This window comes from Bacteroidota bacterium, assembly GCA_016706255.1.
Taxonomy (GTDB): Bacteria; Bacteroidota; Bacteroidia; order Chitinophagales; family BACL12; genus UBA7236.
This window is the reverse complement of record JADJJZ010000003.1, coordinates 1113115-1133181: the sequence shown is the minus strand read 5'-3', so window position 1 is coordinate 1133181 and position 20067 is coordinate 1113115. Positions and strand designations below refer to the sequence as shown.

The window sequence follows — 20067 nt, the reverse complement described above, 5'->3', positions numbered from 1 at the left end:
ATTTAAGGCACAAAATAATTGTATATTGTCGGATGTATTTACGCTTGAGATACATTCGCCATTAATCCGTGCACGTGCATTTCACAATTTTATCTTTAAAGGCAACTTTCAGTTCACACAAAATTTATTGATAGATTAAATCATTAATTATCAATTACTTACATTCCGGTATCCGCATTTTATGGTTTAATTTGGAAATATTATCGGCATTTTTCCGTTAATTTGTTTTAACCTTAAATCAATATAATGAAATATACTATCCTTGTAACATGCATAATGCTGACTATCAGCACTTTCGCTCAACCGGCTGAAGAAATAAAAGTAACTGCCCAGGAAGACAGCATCATATTTACTGTAAACGGAGAAACCAGCTCTATTTCCAATAAAGATATGGCAGCATATTATTTATCGCAGGGATTAGAAGCGGCAATTGCCGGTGACTACGCAGGTGCGGAAAGTAAATTTCGTGTAGGCTTATTGTATGATTTACAAAATGCTGAAATTTTATATAATTTGGGATTAGCGCAATATTATCAGGAGAAATTTGATGATGCAATAAAAACATTTGATTCCGCCGCACAATTTGATCCTGAAAATAAAAATATTTACAATCAGCGTGGTTTATGTAAAGCAAGAAAAGGATTGCTAAATGATGCTGAAACAGATTTTAAAATCATGTTAAAATACGACCCGAATTTTGCAATGGGTAATTATAATTACGGCATTCTTAAATTACAAATGGGTGATTCAGAAATGGCTTGCGAATTATTAAATAAAGCCGACAGTTATGGTTACGAAAGTGCGCCAGCGATTATTGCTACATATTGTAATAATGCTGAATAATTACTGAACACATTCAGCATCGTACATCTTTTTGCACATTTCATTTTCGAGTAAAATTCCTTCACTCCAATCGGTGCAGGCATCTTCATCTTTCATTAAGTTAAACCAGGCCAAACCCCGCTGAAAATAAGCATCAGAAGCAGATGGTTCAATAGTTAGCACTTTGGTTAATGCAATAATTGCCTGATCATATTTATTGGTCTGATTATAAATAAATCCGATATAATACCAGGCATCACTATCGTTTTGATCTAACTCAACAACTTTAGAAAAATCCTGCAAAGCAGCGGCATACGTTTTTAAAGCAAGCAAACATAAACCTCTGTTGTAAATGGCATCTGCAAAATTATTTTGTAATACCAGCACTTTATTAAAATCTTCAAGTGCCTCAGTATATAACCCTAAACTATATCTTGTATTTGCTCTTGCAAAAAATGCATCCACATAACCCGGGTCATAATATAATGCTTTGGTATAAGCACCAATTGCTTCATCCGGTTTGCCTTGTTCTGCAAGTGTATATCCTTTCCAATAATATGCTTTTGCTTCACCGGGTTTTAACATAACCACCTGATTAAAGTCAAAAATTGCCGCATCATAAAATCCGGCAAAAAAATTACTTAATCCACGGTTAAAATATGCCTCCGGAAATTCAGGTGCCAGCATAATACATTCGGTATAATCGGAAATAGCACCCGTGTAATCATGATTTTCGTATTTATCATAACCGGTTTCAAACCATTGATCAGCAGTTTGTGCAAACACATTAACTGCAAAAAACATAAATATTACTAATAACCAATTCTTCATGATAGCCGGCCGTTTTTTTTGCAAAGGTAACCACAAATCACCTTTATGGCTGCAAGCGGCAAACTTTTACAGCGAAATGCCTGCCAAAAACCCAAAATGTTTTATCTTTAATTGAAATTAATCAAAACTGCATATCATGAAAAGAAATTTCTACTTCTCACTTTTCGTTTGTGTATTCATGTTTAGAGCTACTGCGCAGGTTGTTGTTTTCAGCGACGACTTTGAAAGCGGGCTTGGCAACTGGACTTACACAGGCTTGTGGAATACCACAACAACCGAGGCTTTCAGCCCGACTCATTGTTTTACCGATAGTCCCGATGGCAATTATCCCGACTTCTTTAGTTCGGAGGCTGCACTGGCAGTTGACATCGATTTATCCTCTGCTTTGGATGCCGATGTTAAAATTCAGGCATTGGTAGACCTGGAAACCGGTTTCGACTATGTTTACCTCGATGCCTCTACAGATGGTGGTGTTGAATGGACTAATATTTATGTTTTTAACGGTGAAGGTTTTTTCGACTGGACCGAATATACAGTGCCACTTGGCGCATTTGTCGGCTCACCAACCGTTCGTTTACGTTTCCGTTTCGAAAGCGATGCTGCTTATAATGTGGATGGATTGTATTTAGATGATATCGTTGTTACAACGTATAATGTTGATGCATCTCCACCACTTATCTTACATACACCAACTAATTTGTATGAAGGCACTTTGGGTTCAAACACACTTGAAGCGGAATTAATTGATGCATCCGGTATTGCATCTACAACCTTATATTACAGCGCCGATGGTGGTCCATTTTTAAGTGTTGATGGAATCAATGTGGTGGGCGATTTATATGCTTATGAAATTCCGGAATTAACACCCGGAACTTGGGTAACATATTATATCGAAGCAATCGATGATTTCTTTATGCCAAACACCGCTACTTCGCCAAATTATGAATACGTTGCCGGAAATTATATCGGTTATGATGATGGTTTAATAGATTTTGTTGCAGATATCGGTACCACCAGTGCCACAGGATATATTTCAGCAGCAGTAAAAGTTACATTAACAGGTGAAACGGATGTTGTTACTGCTATCATTCAAAATTATACAGACTACATGCGTCCGAACGATGATATTCAATTTCATATCTGGGCTGATGACGGTTCAGGTTATCCCGGCGCTGACATCATTACACCATTTTATGTAACTCCGGAACCAACTTTACCGGAACCTAATCGCGGAACCAGAGTTGACTTACGTGGTATTCCCGAACTGGAAGGTATTTATGGCGATGTATTTATCGGCTATACTGTTCCGGGCGGATTAGCATGGGTTTCTTATACCAGCACATTGGTTACTAACAGAAGTTATATTCAAACTGCATTCGGTTGGAGTGAACTGGTTGGTGATTTTCATTTCCGCGTAGTAACAACTGAATTAACAGGCGCTCCGGAAGCATTATACAGCTATACAGGCGTTGTTGAACCTACAATTAATTTTACCGATTTATCTACCAATGATCCTGATACCTGGTATTGGGATTTCGGTGATGGCACAACAAGCACCGATCAAAATCCGGTGCATACATTTTTAACGAATGGCACATTCAACGTATGTCTCACTGCATCAAATGTAATAGCCGGTGATACCTATTGCGATTTTGTTACTATTGATGTATATGCCGTTCCTGTTGCCAATTTTTCATTCACAGGCGACCCTGTAGTTAATTTTACAGACCTTAGTATTAATACACCAACATCATGGGATTGGGATTTTAATGATGGTGGAACCAGCACTGAACAAAATCCGACACATACATTTGTTGAAGATGGCACTTATAGTGTTTGTTTAACAGCTAGTAATGCAGAAGGTGATGCCACAGTTTGTAAAGATGTTACCATCAGCAATACACCTAAAACACCTGTTGTCGATTTCTCTTATGCGATTTCAGGAACCACTGTAACATTTACCGATTTATCTACTAATTTGCCTGATTATTGGGATTGGGATTTTGGTGATGGCGGAAGTTCTACCGAACAAAATCCTTCACATTTTTATCCTGCACCAACAGCTTATACAGTTTGTTTAACAGCAGGAAATGTTGCTGGCGAAAGTTTCAGTTGTAAACTGGTAAGTTTCAACAGCATTACCGATTTAAATACACTTACTTTTTCAATTACCCCTAATCCGGCTGATGCAGCAATTACCATTTCAACCGGTATTGAAAGTAATGCGGTATTATTAAATCACCTCGGTCAAAAATTGCAGGAATTAAATATTGTGCAATCTGCAACTATTGATATTTCAATGTATCCCGAAGGATTATATTTTATTCAGATAAATACAGATGATGCAAGCGGCATAAAACCGTTTGTTATTCAACATTGATTTCCAAACCAACTACAAATACACGGAGGGGCTGTCTTAATCGGACAGTCTCTTTTTTTTGGCCCATATCCCAAACCTGATGCTTTTGCGGGCACTCTGCAAACTAATCCCTATCTTTGCGGCCTCAAATCCAAAAAAATGGCGCTTAAATGTGGTATCGTAGGCCTTCCGAATGTGGGCAAATCAACGTTGTTTAATGCTTTGTCGAGTGCAAAAGCGCAGGCAGCAAATTTCCCTTTCTGTACAATAGAACCCAATGTTGGTGTTGTTACGGTACCGGATCCGCGTTTAACAAAACTGGAATCACTGGTAATTCCTGAACGTGTGGTGCCAACTACCATCGAATTTGTGGACATTGCCGGTTTGGTTAAAGGTGCCTCCAAAGGCGAAGGTTTGGGCAATAAATTTTTGGCAAATATCCGCGAAACAGATGCCATTATTCATGTGGTAAGATGTTTTGATGATCCGAATATTGTGCATGTGCATGGTAATGTTGACCCGATTCGCGATAAAGAAATTATTGATTACGAATTGCAGTTAAAAGACCTCGATACCATTGAAACACGTTTAGGAAAAAGTCAGCGCGCTGCTCAAATCGGCGATAAGGATGCAAAAAAATTAACCGAAGTATTATTAGCCTATAAAGCACACCTTGAACAAGGAAAAAGTGCACGCAGTTTAGTAATGGATGAAGAAGGAATAAAATTAATCGGCGATTTATTTTTATTAACCATTAAGCCGGTAATTTATGTGTGTAATGTTGAAGAAAAAGATTTAAAAACTGAAAACGATTTTGTCCGCAAATTACGTGAATCAGTTAAAGATGAAGAAGCTGAGGTTATTGTAGTAAGTGCTAATATTGAAAGCGAAATTGCTCAATTGGAAAGTTTTGAAGATAAACAATTGTTCCTCGAAGATTTAGGATTAGCTGAAAGCGGATTAAATGTGCTCATACGCGCAGGTTACCGTTTGTTAAATCTGATTACCTATTTCACAGCCGGTGTAAAAGAAGTGCGCGCATGGACCATCCACAAAGGTATGACCGCTCCACAGGCTGCAGGTGTTATCCATTCCGATTTTGAAAAAGGATTTATTCGTGCAGAGGTAATTAAATATGCCGATTTTATCCATTATGGCTCCGAAGCTGCATGCAAAGAAGCCGGAAAATTAAATGTGGAAGGAAAAGAATACGTTGTTACCGATGGTGATGTAATGCACTTCCGTTTTAACGTTTAATAGCCGTTTTGTATTTTAACAATACAAGCGCATTATTTTACCGTTTACTGCTACAATTTTATCGAGCCGGATAATAAATGCATTATCCAATTCAACAAATTCTTCTTTAGATTTTGTAAAGAGATTTTTTATAAAACCTTCAACCGTTTTAATTACAGGTGGAGCGGATATTTTGTCGTCTATCGAATCGTAATATTCAATAATAACCCTTTCCTTTCTGGTAGCAAGCGCTTCCAGCTCATCATAAAAACTACAACTTATGGGCGTGTAATTGTTCATGTTGATGAAACAATTTCAGATAAAAATTAGTTCCTGGCAATATTTAGTAAATACTTTTAAAGAATTACCAAAGACCTAACAATTTTGTTATTTCCGGAAACAGCAACAATAAAATAATTCCCGTTCGCCAGATGATTTGGAATTTCCCAGTTAATTATTTGTGTTCCATTTGTTTTTGATGCGGCTATCGAAGTTATTTGTTTACCATACATATCAATCACATAAATAAGCGGTTGATACATACCGTTTTGTGTAAAATTAATTTGCACATTTGTGTGTGCCGGGTTCGGAAATAAAGATAAATTTAAATCCATTTCATTTTCCGTTTCATTAACAGACACCGCATCAATATCCGTCGTTTTCCATAACCCGCCGCCAACACTTCCTGCCCAAACCGTTTTACCTGTCGGGTCGTTAGGGTCAATCATAATTGTGCGTGTTCTTCCCCCAATATTATTTGGTCCGCGGTCGCGCCATAAAATATTATTGATGCCTTCAGGTCCCGATAAAAACGATTCCCATAATCCGCGGCCATGTGTTGCAGCAACTATTTTTTTATCAGCGACACGAATACGCAACATATCTGTTCTTACAATTGGAAAACTTGAACATGGCATCCAATGTGTAGCATATCCATCAACATGGTCGGTATAAAATACACCTAACTCAGTTGCAATATAAACCACATCAGGATAATCAGGATGAATTGCACTCCAATACACAGGTAAATCAGGCAAATCGCCTTCAATACAATGCCAGTGTGGTTCAAATGCAAGGGCATCAAAACTCTCCCAAATACTTTTAATATTAAAATTCGAATATGTTACAATTACATGGTTGGCATCATTTACATCTACAACAATACTGCTGCAATAAATGGTACTTAAAAATGCCGCATCTGGCAATGAATCAAATGGGTCTGCATTAAATGGTGTAGTTGTAAAATCAGAAGTATAAGCATCATTTAATCGGTAAATATCACCGGTGCCTGAACTTCTTCCAATAAATAAAACTCCGGGTGCTGCCGGAGATGAACCGATTGCCGATAAAACACCATTTAAATTCGAAGCTTTTTCCCACGCACTGGTATCAGCAGTAGATGCATTTTTTAATCGCCAAATGCCAATATTCGAACACTGATAAATTACCTCAGGGTCCGATGCATCAATATCAAACGGATTTATAAATAAAGTATTATTATCTGTTAATGCAGGATTCGTAATGGTATCCGGAAATTCCAATCCGCCATTATCAAAACGAAATAATCTCCGCAATTGTGAAGCAGTATAAAATTTTTCCGTGTTAGCATAATTAAATGCTGTAAATGCACCATCTCCTCCACTTACCATTTTATATGGTGCAATGCCCCAGTCAAAAGTAAAAGGTGTACCATTGTCCTGTGTGCCACCCATTAATTGTGGATTGCCATTTTCAGGATGAATTGCAACAGAATAAAATTGTGTTACATTGTAACCATAATTTTTATCGTAAATAAATGGATGTTCATCTGTAAAATTTGTTGTCGCAAAAATGCCACCATCATTACCAAAATAAACTTCATCCGAATTTTTAAATGTAATTTCATGTTGATCCACATGCATATATCTAATCAGCACACTGTCCAAACCACCGGTAGTCATACGTTCCCAGCTATTGCCGCCATCGCGACTGCGCCAAACGTGCAAGCCACCCATGGCAACTACATCGGCATTATTCGGATCAACAGCAAGTGATAAATCATACCAAGCCTGCTTCGCTGCAAATTCATAATTATTTTCCGGGCGATTTATTTCCGTCCACGTAGCACCTTTATTTGTTGTTTTATAAATGCCTTTTATTTTATAATCGGTATTATTACAAAAAACACTGTATGCAGTATTCGCATCCGATTTTGCAGTTGCCATTTTAATTCTGAAATAACCGGAAGCAGGTAAACCTGAAGTTTGTTTTACAAATGTTCCTGCATCACCACTTGGTGAATAATAAATACCATCTGTATCAAAAATTCCGATACCTACAAATAAACCACCATCTGCTGTTAATTCAATTTCACAAATACTGTTTTTTGATGCACCTACGCCAAAGCCCAACACTTTTTCCCATGTTGCACCGCCGTCGCTTGAACGTTGCAATCCTCCTGTGCGTGTGCCGACATATATTGCACCTGTAATCGGATGCACAACCATATCCTGACAATAATCAAATGTTGGATTTGCAGTTGATGTTAATTGAAACCAGGTTGTTCCGCCATCTTCCGATTTAAAAACGCCGGCTCCTTTTGCAGCATCTGCATTAAACCAGCCTTCACCGGTGCAGAAATAAAATAATTGAGTGTTCGATGGATCGTAAGTAATTTTTGTAACCGCCAAACTCGGAAAAAAATCATCAATTTGGTGCCAACCGGTTAAATCATCTGTTTTAAATAAATTATTTTCCTGCTGATAAAATCCGCGTTGTTTTAAAGTATTAAATGCAGCCATAACTTTTCCGGATGGAATTTTTCCCGTTGCAGGATCAGCAGTGCGCAAAATATCAAATTCTGCATTGGCAACCATTTCTTCCAATTCTTCATTTTCAAAAACAGCGTTATCCCCTTTGCGAAATATAGTAACTGTGCAAATGGTAATTAATAAAATAAAAGCCGAGTATCTGGTATAAGTCATGCCATCCATTTAAACCATAAATTTAAGTCAAAAAATGTAAATCGCTAAAACCCTTATCCTTTGCCTATTTGGAGCATGGCCATCTCGCCTTCGAAGCAACTCCCCTTCCGGCTTTTCGTTGCAACAAACCACTCAAAAAGCATTCTCCCAAGTAGTAGTTGAGCGCTGATTGAAAATAAAAATGCCGACAAGTAATGCTCACTCCGAATTCGGCTGTTAATCAGCACATAAGCACATCAACAAATTAGCACATTGGTTTGTTTGTTTCCACTACAATCCGGGCTAGGTCAAATGTATCGTCTTATTTTAATTAAAAAAGTTACACAAAGAACACAAAAAACAGAATCAACTTAGCGTCACTTAGCGGCCTTTGTTTCTTTGTGGTTCCGGCTGTTAAAAAAATTTGTTCGGTATTTACGTGAACCAACTTTTATCCGAGTTTCATGGATTAATTGATTATATTTGGTTATTCAATTTTTATTAAATAATTCAACAACAAAACAATTGTAGCTTAAATAGATTAAATCACCTTGGTGTTCCTTAGCGGCCTTTGAGCCTTAGCGGTTCCGGCTGTTAGTTTGGTGCATCTTACAGCTTCAGCCCCAAAATCAGTCCAAAACACCCATTTTTCACGGTTTTGGGCGATTTATGTTAAATTTTGTCAAATATTTTTGACATTGTGTAAACTATTTTTACCTTTGTGTCATTATAATCATACTATAAACAAATTATCATGGAAGGCAAAGAAAAACAAATAGTAGTCACCCTCATCAACACCATCATCATTTTTGGCTGTTATATATTGTATGTATACAACACTTACCTCGAACACGATGCGAGCCTGTTGAACGACAATGCATTTTGGGGTAAAACATTCTTAATTTTTATACCGGTAGCCATTGTTGCTCAAATTGTATTACATATCGTTTTTGCCATTATAAATGGGATTGTGACAAAAGAACAAATGTCGAGCATGACAGATGAACGCGATAAACTGATTGAATTAAAGGCAATTCGCATTTCACATTGGATTTTCACCTTTGGTTTTTTAATGGCCATGGGTTCGCAGGCAATGGGAATGGAAACCAGCGTTATGTTTGCCACCTTGGTAGCATCGGGATTTCTTTCTGCCATAATTTCGGAATCAGCAAAAATTTATTTCTACAGAAAAGGGGTATGACATGACAAACAAAATAAAAATTGAAAAATGTGTCATCACCAATAACATACGCACCTTACGTTTTATGGCGAATGAAATGACACAACAACAACTCGCCGACAAAACGGGTGTAACCAGGCAAACCATTGTTGCAATCGAAAACGGAAAATATTTTCCAACCTTAGAATTGGCATTCCGAATTGCAAATGTTTTTAATGTGCCTTTAGATTCAGTATTTCTTTTTAAAATAGAAAATAATGAGCAATAAATCAGCAAACATGAAAGCAGTTATTTGCACAAAATATGGCGAACCTGAAGTATTACAAATGCGCGAGGTGCCTGTGCCCGTTCCAAAATCAAATGAGGTAAAAATAAAAATATACGCCACCTCAGTTACTGCTGCCGATTTTCGTATTCGCAGTTTTACCATTCCACCTGCATACAAATTAATTGCTCGTTTTGTTTTAGGATTTACAAAACCACGCAAAAGTATTTTAGGTGTCGAATTTTCCGGTGTTATTGAAGAAATTGGCAGCACGGTAACAAAATTCAAAAAAGGCGATAAGGTTTTTGCAGCAACATTAAATCAGTTTGGTGCTTATGCCGAATATATTTGTATGCCTGAAACCGCAACCATTTCGGTAATGCCGCAAAATAGTTCCTTTGCAGAAACGGCTACCTTGCCCATTGGCGCATTAACGGCAAATCATTTTATAAACGCCGCACAATTAACATCCGGCAAAAAAATATTAATTTATGGCGCTTCAGGAAGTGTTGGCACTTATGCTTTGCAATTAGCAAAATTAACCGGTGCCGAAATCACAGCAGCGAGTAGTTTAAAAAACCAACAATTAGTAACAGACTTAGGCGCACATAAATTTATCGACTACACCGCTCCCAATTTCGAATCGCAATTAGCAACATACGATGTTGTTTTTGTAGCTGTCGATAAATTACCATTTTCAATTGCAAATCGCGTTTTAAAATCCGGAGGTATTTATATCAACATAACAGCACCATTTAAGTCGAAGGAAATGAAACAAGCCGCAAAAAAAGAAAACAAAACCATTATAACAGGAAAAGATCCTGCCATGCGCGCATCAGATTTAGATGAAATAAAAACCCTCGTAGAATCCGGCCACCTAAAATCCATTATCGACAAAACCTACCCATTATCCTCAATAATATCAGCACACCAATACATGGATCAAGGCCATAAAAAAGGGAATGTTGCGATAATGGTGGTGGATGAAAACAGATTGTAATTGTTGGAACTAGAAGGTAAGAGTAACTGGTAGGTGTTTTCCAAAATGGAATTTAAACACCCAAACCAGCTATCCAAAATATTAACATAAGATGTATTTTCATTAATAACTAAAACTTTGAATCTTCGAAAAAACCAACCGCAGAGCGGTGAAAGATTGGTAGAAAAACCCCACCCCCAAGAATCTGTAAAACCCCGTAGGGGTGACACCTGACGATGTGGAATCAGACGAAAAGGTAAATAGTATATGCCCTGAATTTAAAAGCACATGCTGACTAGTTTTGCATTTAGGCACATAATTCCAATTTATATAACATAATTATATTTTTTCTCTTCCACAATTAAGTACTTCACGCTTCCAAGGTGTCACCCCTACGGGGTTCAGCCGATTCTTGGGGGAGGCTCCTTGTAACCATTCTTTCACCGCTCTGCGGTTAGCTTTATGCTAAAATGTCATTTTGAAATATTAATGGAAATTCGGGGTAACTGTTAATTTATTAAGGACAGTTAAATATATTTGCTTGGTTACAATAAACCGAAAGGGACCTCAAAATTGGTGTGTTAATTACAACCCAAATAAACACACAAACCGATTAAAAAATATGCTCAATAGAATTATTTTCATTGAAAACTAAAATTTTGAATCTACTCAAAAACCAACCGCGTAGCGGTGACATATTAGGAAAAATCGCATCCAAGAATCAGCAGAACCCCGTAGGGGTGACACCTGACGATGTGGAATCAGACGAAAAGTTAAATAGTATATGCCCTGAAGTTAAAAGCATATGCTGACTAGTTTTGCATTTAGGCAAATAATGCCAATTATATAATATAATTATTTTTTTTCTCTTCCGCATTTAAGTACTTCACGCTTCCAAGGTGTCACCCCTACGGGGTTCTGCTGATTCTTAGGGGACGCCTTGTTACCATTCTTTCACCGCTACGCGGTTGGTTTTAGGGTAAAATATCATTTTAAGATATTAATGGAAATTCGGGGTAACTGTTATTTTGGAAGTGCGGGTTGAATTCAATTTCTTCGCTATAAAACAATTTATCTGTTTATTCGAATTTTGTTGGTGTCACCCCTGCCTAGCCCGGCTGGTAAACCTACGGGGATTTCCTGATTCTTTGGGGAGGCGCTTCTGTTACCATTCTTTCACCCCTGCCTTATCAGGAAGGTAAAGCTACGCGGTTGGTTTTATGCTAAAATGTTATTTTAATATATTAATGGAAATTCGTGAAACTGTTATTTTTTTAAGACAGTTAAATATATTTGCTTGGTTACAATAAACCGAAAGAGACCTCAAAAATGGTGTGTTAATTACAACCCAAATGAACACACAAACCGATAAAAAAATATGCTCAATAGAATTATTTTCATTGAAAACTAAAATTTTGAATCTACTCAAAAACCAACCGCATAGCGGTGACATATTGGTAGAAAAATCGTACCCCCAAGAATCAGCAGAACCCCGTAGGGGTGACACCTGACGATGTGGAATCAGACGAAAAGTTAAATAGTATATGCCCTGAAGTTAAAAGAACATGCTGACTAGTTTTGCAGTTAGGCAAATAATGCCAATTTTATAATATAATTATTTTTTTTCTCTTCCGCATTTAAGTACTTCACGCTTCCAAGGTGTCACCCCTACGGGGTTCTTCAGATTCATTCGGGGTTTGCTTGTTACCATTCTTTCACCGCTTCGCGGTTGGTTTTAGGGTAAAATATCATTTTGAGATATTAATTGGAATTCACAGCAACTGCTAATTTAAAAGTAAGGGTTGAATTTAATTTCTTCGCTATAAAACAATTTATCTGTTTATTCGAATTTTGTTGGTGTCACCCCTGCCTAGCCCGGCTGGTAAACCTACGGGGATTTCCTGATTCTTTGGGGAGGCGCTTCTGTTACCATTCTTTCACCCCTGCCTTATCAGGAAGGTAAAGCTACGCGGTTGGTTTTATGCTAAAATGTCATTTTAATTTATTAATGAAAATTCTCTGAAACTGATAATTTGGTAGTGCGGTTTGAATTACATTTTACTGTTACAATACAACCTATTTGTTTAATTTTACTCGCGGCACATGATAACCATTTAATTCAAGGGTTCTCGAGAAAAAACAATAGAAACGCGAAAACCAACGTTTAATATCCAACTGCTCTTGATTTTAAATAAAATGATGCGACCCATAAAAAAATACATAACATTTTTAATTATTATACAAATTTTTGCATCCTGTCATGCAAAGGAAGAAACAGAAAGAATTGCTGCGCCAAACGATAAAGCAACATATACAAACCAATTAAATCATGATTTAAGCGCATATTATAAAATAATTTATCCTAATGATACTACCACTTCGAGTGATGACTACCTTGAAAAATATTTTGGATGCCGGTTGGTGGACTCAGTAGGTGCAATTACAATTGCTACTGCAACTTATACACGGGGTTTTGATGGTCCGGTTTTACTTGCTGTTATTATTCGTGAAACGGAATTAGGTGAAAGCAAATCACCATTTTTTCTTTTTCCAGACCCTAATTTTGCTAAAACTATTCATAATGAATTTGAATACAAATCAAAATCTGCTGATTTTGTGTTAAATAAGCTCAGGCATTTACAGAATATCAGCATAACGGAAAGAAACAATATAATATGTAAAATTGTGCTGTTATCTACATTAGCGCATGTTCGTATATCAAACGGTGGAAATGAATTAACGGGTTATGTTCACCAAAGTTGTGCAGATTTAATAGAAATAAATGAACAATCATTAAAGGTGTTTGAAAACCGGTTAAAAGACAAAACCAACATTAACCTGTATTATCCCAATTATACAATATGGCGCAATGAATTTTCAGGTTATAATAATGCAGACATCGGAATTCAACATTACCTGGAGCAGATAAAAGAAATAGAAGAACGCAGAAAAGTTGATTCAGCAATGATTTACCGGTATACCAATTTTAGTAAATCGCTAATTTTGGAAAATACGTGCCAGTATATTGTTGACAACATGAAAGATCCGAATAAAGTATTTTTCTATTCCGTCCCGGATTTTCAAATTTACGAGATTGATATTTCATTTTCAGCGGAAAAAGGATTTAACACAAATTTAAAATGGCTTCAACCAAGAGTGGTTTGGGATACACCTTTAATACCATTAATCGCACCTGAATTGACAGGTGTTTATGAACCTGTTTTAGTGGAGTAACCGAGGTTTTATTTGCATTTTGTTGATGTCACTCCTACCTAATCAGAAAGGTAAAACTGTGTTGTTGACTTATTGGTAAAATGACAATCTACCTTATTAATGGGAATACTAGCAAGCGAATAATTTATTTAAGCCGGGTTATAAGCCTAAAAGCTGCGCAGAAGTTGAGCTTGAGTTAGGCTCAATTTAAGCACATAAATCGGTTAAAAAATGTCCTTATAATGGTATTTTCATTGATAACTAAAATTTTGAATCTTCTAAAAACCAACCGCAGAGCGGTGACATATTGGTAACAACGCGCCTCCCCCAAGAATCAGCAGAACCCTGTAGGGGTGACACCTGACGATGTTGAATAATAAGTTAAAGCAAAATAATATAAGCCCTGAGATTAAAAGAACACGATTAATAGTTATGCATTTAGACACATATTACAAATTATATTACATAATTATTTTTTTGCTTTTACGCATTTAATTACTTCACGCTTCGATTGTGTCACCCCTACGGGGTTCTGCTGAATCTTAGGTTGGGGTTTTGCTACAAACGTGTCACCGCTATGCGGTTGTTTTTATGCTAAAAATGTCATTTTAAGATATTAATGGAAATTCGAAGTGACTGGTAATTTTTTTATGCCGATAAATTTATTTGCTTTGTTACAATAACCCGAAAAGCTCCTCAGAATTGGAAAGTTAATTATATGGAAATTAATGTTATAAAGCGGTTTACAAAATGCCCTGTAATGAAAGTTTTCATTGAAAACTAAAATTTTGAATCTACTAAAAAACCAACCGCGTAGCGGTGACATATTGGTAGAAAAACCCCATCCCAAGAATCTGTAAAACCCCGTAGGGGTGACACCTGACGATGTGGAATCAGAGGAAAAGTTAAATAGTATATGCCCTGAAGTTAAAAGAACATGCTGACTAGTTTTGCATTTAGGCAAATAATGCCAATTATATAACATAATTATTATTTTTCTCTTCCGCACTTAAGTACTTCACGCTTCCAAGGTGTCACCCCTACGGGGTTCTGCAGATTCATTCGGGGTTTGCTTGTTACCATTCTTTCACCCCTGCCTTATAAGGAAGGTAAAGCTACGCGGTTGGTTTTAGGGTAAAATATCATTTTAAGATATTAATGGAAATTCGGGGTAACTGTCACTTTATTTATACCGAGTAAATTTATTTGTTTTATTAAAATAACCCAAAAACGACGTCAAAATGGGGGTGTTAATTACACTCCCATAAAACACAAAAAGCGGTTAAAAAAATTTGCTCATTAGAATTATTTTCATTGAAAACTAAAATTTTGAATCTACTCAAAAATCAACCGCATAGCGGTGACATATTGGTAGAAAAATCCCACCCCCAAGAATCTGTAAAACCCCGTAGGGGTGACACCTGACGATGTTGAATCAGACGAAAAGTTAAATAGTATATGCCCTGAAGTTAATAGAACATGCTGACTAGTTTTGCATTTAGGCAAATAATGCCAATTATATAACATAATTATTTTTTTTCTCTTCCGCATTTAAGTACTTCACGCTTCCAAGGTGTCACCCCTACGGGGTTCTGCCGATTCTTGGGGGAGGCGTCTTGTTACCATTCTTTCACCGCTCTGCGGTTGGTTTTATGCTAAAATGTCATTTTAAAATATTAATGGAAGTTCGGTGTAACTGTTAATTTGGAAGTGCGGGTTGAATTTAATTTCATCTTTACAATACTTAATTATGAGTTTATTCGAATTTTACCTATGTCACCCCTACGGGGTTCTGCTGAATCTTTTTTTGGGGTTTTGCTACAAACGTGTCATCGCTATGCGGTTAGTTTTGTGCTAAAATAACATTTTAAGATATTATTGGAAATTCGAGGTAACCGGTAATTTTTTTAGGCCGATAAATTTATTTGCTTTGTTACAATAACCCGAAAAGCTCCTCAGAATTGGAAAGTTAATTATATGGAAATTAATGTTATAAAGCGGTTTACAAAATGCCCTGTAATGAAAGTTTTCATTGAAAACTAAAATTTTGAATCTACGAAAAAACCAACCGCATAGCGGTGACATATTGGTAGAAAAATCGCACCCCAAGAATCTGTAAAACCCTGTAGGGGTGACACCTGACGATGTTGAATAATAAGATAAAGCAAAATAATATAAGCCCTGAGATTAAAAGAACACGATTAATAGTTATGCATTTAAACACATATTACAAATTATATTACATAATTATTTTTTCGCTTTTGCGCATTTAATTACTTAACGCTCCGATGGTGTCACCCCTACGGGGTTTTGCAGACTTGGGGGAAGCGCCTTGTTACCATTCTTTCACCACTACGTGGTTGATTTTATGCTAAAATTTCATTTTAAGATATTAATGGAAATTCGAGGTAACTATTATTTTTTATATGACGTTTAAATTTATTTGCTTTGTTACAATAACCCGAAAAGCTCCTCAGAATTGGAAAGTTAATTATATGCAAATTAATGTTATAAAGCGGTTTACAAAATGCCCTGTAATGAACGTTTTCATTGAAAACTAAAATTTTGAATCTACTAAAAAACCAACCGCAGCGCGGTGAAATATTGGTAACAAGGCGCCTCCCCTAAGAATCAGCAGAACCCCGTAGGTTTACCTACCGGGCTAGGCAGGGTTGACACTTGATGATGTTGATTAAACCCAAAAAATGTATTGATTTAGATTTTTTTTAAAAGAAAGACACAATCTTGATGCAAATTTTTCGTATCCGTCAGAAGGTAATTTGAGTTTTGGAGAATCCACGAATTAATTATAAATTTGAAAGCATAAAAGAAATAATGAATTGCACATTACAAGAAGTTGGGTAAATACTAATACTAGTAGAGCGTTTAAACACCATGAATAAACTTTGAATATGAGAAAAAGGCCTCATTTCTACATTTATTTTATATTAATTTTATTTGTTAATCCAGCAGTATCTCAAAACACAAAATTAGATATTCGTCAGGTTAAATGTTTGGATTATGACACATTAGATTATAAAAAGGAAATTGTATTCATCCTGAATTACAAAAGTAAAACATTACCATTGGCAATACATCAATCACTTGACTCCATTATATGCCTTTATGTGGATACATTAGATAAAGTAAAACAACCACCAGTGATTTATATCATAAACGAATCTAAATTCACCAAGAAATGGAGTGATTCGGAAATTATGCGCAATAACGACCACTTATATTCTAACAAATTATATTTTTTTGCAAAATATTCATGGAATAAATCTGGCGAATTTATAAGTAAGGTAGATAATAACCATCAGATAGTTGCAACAAAATTAGATTGTTTGAAATAACTGGCAATTCCAATGACCTGGTTTACTCGTGTTGATTACAAAATAAGTACGACCAAACTCCCTCTAGCCCGGATTGCAGCAGAAACCCCCGCCACGTGTGGTGATGGTGTTGTGAAATTTGATTGGGTGATGCTTGATGATAAAACAAATAAATTTTATTGAGGCGGGCGTTGTCGCGGAAAGCCGGTTGGGGAGGTGTTGGTTTGGAGGATGGTGATGCTTCAAATAATTATTTTTCTAATTGCAGGTGTTGGTGCAATAGTTATAGAAAAATACCTACTTATTGTAAAAATTACAATAAGTATTTAATTCAATGAAATGTGCGAGAAGGTTTGGTAGCTGGAATTGTAAAATAATAACGGTGCAATTTCGCAATCCATGTAGCTGATGAGTGGAAATTTTGCGAGTTGCTCGATTACGTCTTCTTCGTTTTTTGCAACCATGGTGATCCACAGTTTGGAGCGGTCTACCGAAACGCAATAACTGGTGATTTTGCCTTCGAACATCATGTCGTTTACAATGGAACGCTGACTCGGAATGAGCTTTAGGAACCCATCGGAGTGGACATCATGTAAATTTACATCAACCATAAATTCAGGCATCGCGTAGTCTTTAGACATACAAATGTAATGTTTTTTATTACTTAATAAACGTTGAAATGATGGGTTTGGTTGTATGTGGCAACAACTTTAACGGTTTTTTTTGGGATATTCGAACCACAACAATTTACCGTTTCCCTGCAACGGCGCAGCCGGAGTTTTATCATCAAAACGGATGGCAACTATAGCACAGGTAGGCATTTCGCCGCCAAATGCAGGTGTGAAATATGCAGCTAATTCAGAAAATGTCGGGTTATGTCCGAACAGCGCAACTACATCGGTTTCGTTGAATGCTGCCTGTAACATTTTTTCAATAACTGTAATACTGCCAAAATACAGTTCCGGTTGAATTACAATGTTTTGTGTATCGTAACCAAGATTTTCGCAAAAAATACGACAGGTGGTAAATGCACGAATTGCGGGACTTGTTACCATAATTTCGGGCGCCGGACCACGTTTTTGTAAAACAGCAGCCATAACAGGTGCATCGCGCAAACCACGTTTGGCTAAAGGGCGCTCAATGTCATGAATTCCGGCTTCGGCCCAATCGGATTTTGCATGTCGGATGATATAAACAGTTTTCATTGTTGCGGTGCTCGTTTAAAAAACACATAACCATTGCTGCGGCCTAATAATTCCATTTGCGGCTGTTTTTCGTAAATACTGCTTTTTCGTGTATTGGTGACAAAATATGCAGGCTTGTCGATATTGCCATTTACCAGCCACTCGGTAAATAATCGCCGATATTCTGCAGCGGTATATGTTTCAGCAGGATGTTGCTTTTGCAGCCATGCTTTAAATACCGGATTTTGATTATCGTTCGGCTTGCGCGCACCGTAAAATAAATGCGCATAACTTTTAAAACCGACGACTTCTTTATAACAATCTTCATCTGATTTCGATTCAAAAAAATCGACCATTGCACCTTGCGAATATCGTTCAATATGTGGTGTAAAAATATTGATGGCGAGGTTAATACCAATTGCCGCGGTAATAAATAAAATACCTGCTGCTTTAAGCGATTGCTTTTTATAATTAAAATATATTGCTGCAATTAATCCTGATAAAACAATTACGCCAACAAGAAATTCCCAGCCCTGCCAGCCGCTTTCTGCCAGCAACGCCTGACGGGAAAAATCGTCTTTTAAATAAGGCAAAATGGTATCTGGATGTTGTAATAAAATTGGTAAACCAATTAATAATACACAAATGGTTAATCCGGTAAGCGATAATAAAATGGTTTCCTGTAATTTCCATTTCGCAGATATATGATATAAACCATAAGCTGCTAAAAATGTAACCGGAAAATATGCCATTGATGAATAATGTGCAATTTTCGTCTGCACAATTGAAAACAAAATAAGCACTACCCAAAATGTAATGGCCATCCATTTTTTAAATACATTTAATTTATCTGCCGTTGCTGCTTTTTGAAATAACGGTCGCACTGCAAATGCTGATGCCGGAAAACAAAAAAACAGGATAACAACAAAATGATAACCGAAAAAGCCGCCATGGCTGGCATCTTCGGTGGTAGCGAGCCTTAGCTGATATTTAAAAAATTCAGATAAAAACCAAGTGCCATTTTGCAACACTTCAATTAATACCCAAGGTAAAATACTTAATACGATAAAAAATAAATAATAAATAATATGTTTAATTGGCGGAAATGAACGGAAGCGTGTAAGTATATAATATATACCAATGGTGAGTCCTACAATTCCGATTCCAACAGGTCCTTTTGTGAGTGCGGCCAAGCCGACAGATAAACCGGAAATCAATAACCATTTTAATTTAAATGCATTGGCTGTATATTCATAAAAAGCATAAATACCTAAAAACATAAATACATTAAACCAAGGATCGATGATTCCCGATTTAAAATAAAATTGAGGTAAAATACTACCGATATATGCTGCCACCCATAACCATGCAAATTTTTTATCCTGCAGTTTTTTACCGATTGCAAATAACAGCATTAATGTGAGTATTCCACAAACGGCATTCGGGAAACGGGCAGCAAATTCATTAATTCCGAACAAGTGCATCGACGCACTTTGGAGCCAGAAAAAGAGGGGTGGTTTTTCCCAAAACTGCTGATAGTCGACCTGGGCCTGGGTATAATTGCCGGTAATCACCATTTCGCGCGAGGTTTCAGCGAAGTTGATTTCATCCCAGTCAAACAGGTGTGCACTGCCTAAAAACGGGATAAAAAACAAACAACCGATAAGCAGAATCAGTAAATACGGTTTATAGTTACGCATAAAATGGCGGTGGAAAATTAC

Annotated in this window: 14 protein-coding genes; 8 read left to right on the top strand and 6 right to left on the bottom strand. The window is 36.7% G+C overall.

Annotated elements, in window-relative coordinates; all coding sequences use genetic code 11:
* Positions 1–246: 246 nt before the first annotated feature.
* Positions 247–843, top strand: a complete 597-nt coding sequence (locus IPI65_06725; GenBank protein ID MBK7441217.1) for a tetratricopeptide repeat protein — start codon at positions 247–249, stop codon at positions 841–843.
* On the opposite strand, the gene IPI65_06720 is transcribed toward IPI65_06725, so the two are convergent.
* Positions 844–1653, bottom strand: coding sequence for a tetratricopeptide repeat protein (locus IPI65_06720; GenBank protein MBK7441216.1), 810 nt, complete (start codon positions 1651–1653; stop codon positions 844–846).
* Between the two features lie 136 nt (positions 1654–1789).
* On the opposite strand from IPI65_06720, the gene IPI65_06715 reads away from it, so the two are divergent.
* Both IPI65_06715 and ychF read left to right on the top strand, forming a co-directional pair.
* The gene (locus tag IPI65_06715) at positions 1790–4033 is read left to right on the top strand and encodes a PKD domain-containing protein (protein ID MBK7441215.1); all 2244 of its coding nucleotides are present in this window, start codon (positions 1790–1792) and stop codon (positions 4031–4033) included.
* Positions 4034–4171: 138 nt separating this feature from the next.
* Positions 4172–5269, top strand: coding sequence for a redox-regulated ATPase YchF (ychF, locus tag IPI65_06710; GenBank protein MBK7441214.1), 1098 nt, complete (start codon positions 4172–4174; stop codon positions 5267–5269).
* A 15-nt stretch (positions 5270–5284) separates the two neighbouring features.
* Here ychF and IPI65_06705 read toward each other — a convergent pair whose 3' ends face one another.
* Together IPI65_06705 and IPI65_06700 are read right to left on the bottom strand one after the other, a co-directional pair.
* Positions 5285–5548, bottom strand: coding sequence for a hypothetical protein (locus IPI65_06705; protein MBK7441213.1), 264 nt, complete (start codon positions 5546–5548; stop codon positions 5285–5287).
* Between the two features lie 56 nt (positions 5549–5604).
* Positions 5605–8211, bottom strand: coding sequence for a T9SS type A sorting domain-containing protein (locus IPI65_06700; protein MBK7441212.1), 2607 nt, complete (start codon positions 8209–8211; stop codon positions 5605–5607).
* A 733-nt stretch (positions 8212–8944) separates the two neighbouring features.
* Here IPI65_06700 and IPI65_06695 point away from each other — a divergent pair.
* The 5 genes from IPI65_06695 to IPI65_06675 all read left to right on the top strand — a co-directional run bounded on the left by IPI65_06695 (position 8945) and on the right by IPI65_06675 (position 17183).
* Positions 8945–9391, top strand: coding sequence for a hypothetical protein (locus IPI65_06695; GenBank protein MBK7441211.1), 447 nt, complete (start codon positions 8945–8947; stop codon positions 9389–9391).
* A gap of 19 nt (positions 9392–9410) precedes the next feature.
* On the top strand, positions 9411–9638 hold the full coding sequence (locus IPI65_06690; GenBank protein ID MBK7441210.1) for a helix-turn-helix transcriptional regulator: 228 nt from the start codon (positions 9411–9413) through the stop codon (positions 9636–9638).
* Positions 9639–9648: 10 nt separating this feature from the next.
* Positions 9649–10635, top strand: a complete 987-nt coding sequence (locus tag IPI65_06685) for an NAD(P)-dependent alcohol dehydrogenase (protein MBK7441209.1) — start codon at positions 9649–9651, stop codon at positions 10633–10635.
* Between the two features lie 2175 nt (positions 10636–12810).
* Positions 12811–13848: a hypothetical protein gene (locus IPI65_06680; GenBank protein ID MBK7441208.1), complete on the top strand. Its 1038-nt coding sequence runs from the start codon at positions 12811–12813 to the stop codon at positions 13846–13848.
* Positions 13849–16739: 2891 nt separating this feature from the next.
* Positions 16740–17183 carry a hypothetical protein gene (locus IPI65_06675; protein ID MBK7441207.1) on the top strand — a complete coding sequence of 148 codons (444 nt, stop codon included), beginning with the start codon at positions 16740–16742 and terminating at the stop codon, positions 17181–17183.
* A 305-nt stretch (positions 17184–17488) separates the two neighbouring features.
* On the opposite strand, the gene IPI65_06670 is transcribed toward IPI65_06675, so the two are convergent.
* From IPI65_06670 to IPI65_06660, 3 genes are all read right to left on the bottom strand, one after another.
* Positions 17489–17803, bottom strand: coding sequence for a hypothetical protein (locus tag IPI65_06670; GenBank protein ID MBK7441206.1), 315 nt, complete (start codon positions 17801–17803; stop codon positions 17489–17491).
* A 69-nt stretch (positions 17804–17872) separates the two neighbouring features.
* Positions 17873–18367: a histidine phosphatase family protein gene (locus tag IPI65_06665; GenBank protein ID MBK7441205.1), complete on the bottom strand. Its 495-nt coding sequence runs from the start codon at positions 18365–18367 to the stop codon at positions 17873–17875.
* Positions 18364–20046, bottom strand: a complete 1683-nt coding sequence (locus IPI65_06660) for a glycosyltransferase family 39 protein (GenBank protein MBK7441204.1) — start codon at positions 20044–20046, stop codon at positions 18364–18366. The genes IPI65_06665 and IPI65_06660 overlap by 4 nt, the downstream gene beginning before the upstream one ends.
* Positions 20047–20067: the final 21 nt, after the last annotated feature.

What these genes read in the sequence shown, in the direction of transcription:
- IPI65_06725 (MBK7441217.1), top strand. Translation starts at nt 247, where the DNA reads ATGAAATATACTATCCTTGTAACATGCATAATGCTGACTATCAGCACT.
- IPI65_06720 (MBK7441216.1), bottom strand. Translation starts at nt 1,653, where the DNA reads ATGAAGAATTGGTTATTAGTAATATTTATGTTTTTTGCAGTTAATGTG.
- IPI65_06715 (MBK7441215.1), top strand. Translation starts at nt 1,790, where the DNA reads ATGAAAAGAAATTTCTACTTCTCACTTTTCGTTTGTGTATTCATGTTT.
- ychF (MBK7441214.1), top strand. Translation starts at nt 4,172, where the DNA reads ATGGCGCTTAAATGTGGTATCGTAGGCCTTCCGAATGTGGGCAAATCA.
- IPI65_06705 (MBK7441213.1), bottom strand. Translation starts at nt 5,548, where the DNA reads ATGAACAATTACACGCCCATAAGTTGTAGTTTTTATGATGAGCTGGAA.
- IPI65_06700 (MBK7441212.1), bottom strand. Translation starts at nt 8,211, where the DNA reads ATGACTTATACCAGATACTCGGCTTTTATTTTATTAATTACCATTTGC.
- IPI65_06695 (MBK7441211.1), top strand. Translation starts at nt 8,945, where the DNA reads ATGGAAGGCAAAGAAAAACAAATAGTAGTCACCCTCATCAACACCATC.
- IPI65_06685 (MBK7441209.1), top strand. Translation starts at nt 9,649, where the DNA reads ATGAAAGCAGTTATTTGCACAAAATATGGCGAACCTGAAGTATTACAA.
- IPI65_06680 (MBK7441208.1), top strand. Translation starts at nt 12,811, where the DNA reads ATGATGCGACCCATAAAAAAATACATAACATTTTTAATTATTATACAA.
- IPI65_06675 (MBK7441207.1), top strand. Translation starts at nt 16,740, where the DNA reads ATGAGAAAAAGGCCTCATTTCTACATTTATTTTATATTAATTTTATTT.
- IPI65_06670 (MBK7441206.1), bottom strand. Translation starts at nt 17,803, where the DNA reads ATGTCTAAAGACTACGCGATGCCTGAATTTATGGTTGATGTAAATTTA.
- IPI65_06665 (MBK7441205.1), bottom strand. Translation starts at nt 18,367, where the DNA reads ATGAAAACTGTTTATATCATCCGACATGCAAAATCCGATTGGGCCGAA.
- IPI65_06660 (MBK7441204.1), bottom strand. Translation starts at nt 20,046, where the DNA reads ATGCGTAACTATAAACCGTATTTACTGATTCTGCTTATCGGTTGTTTG.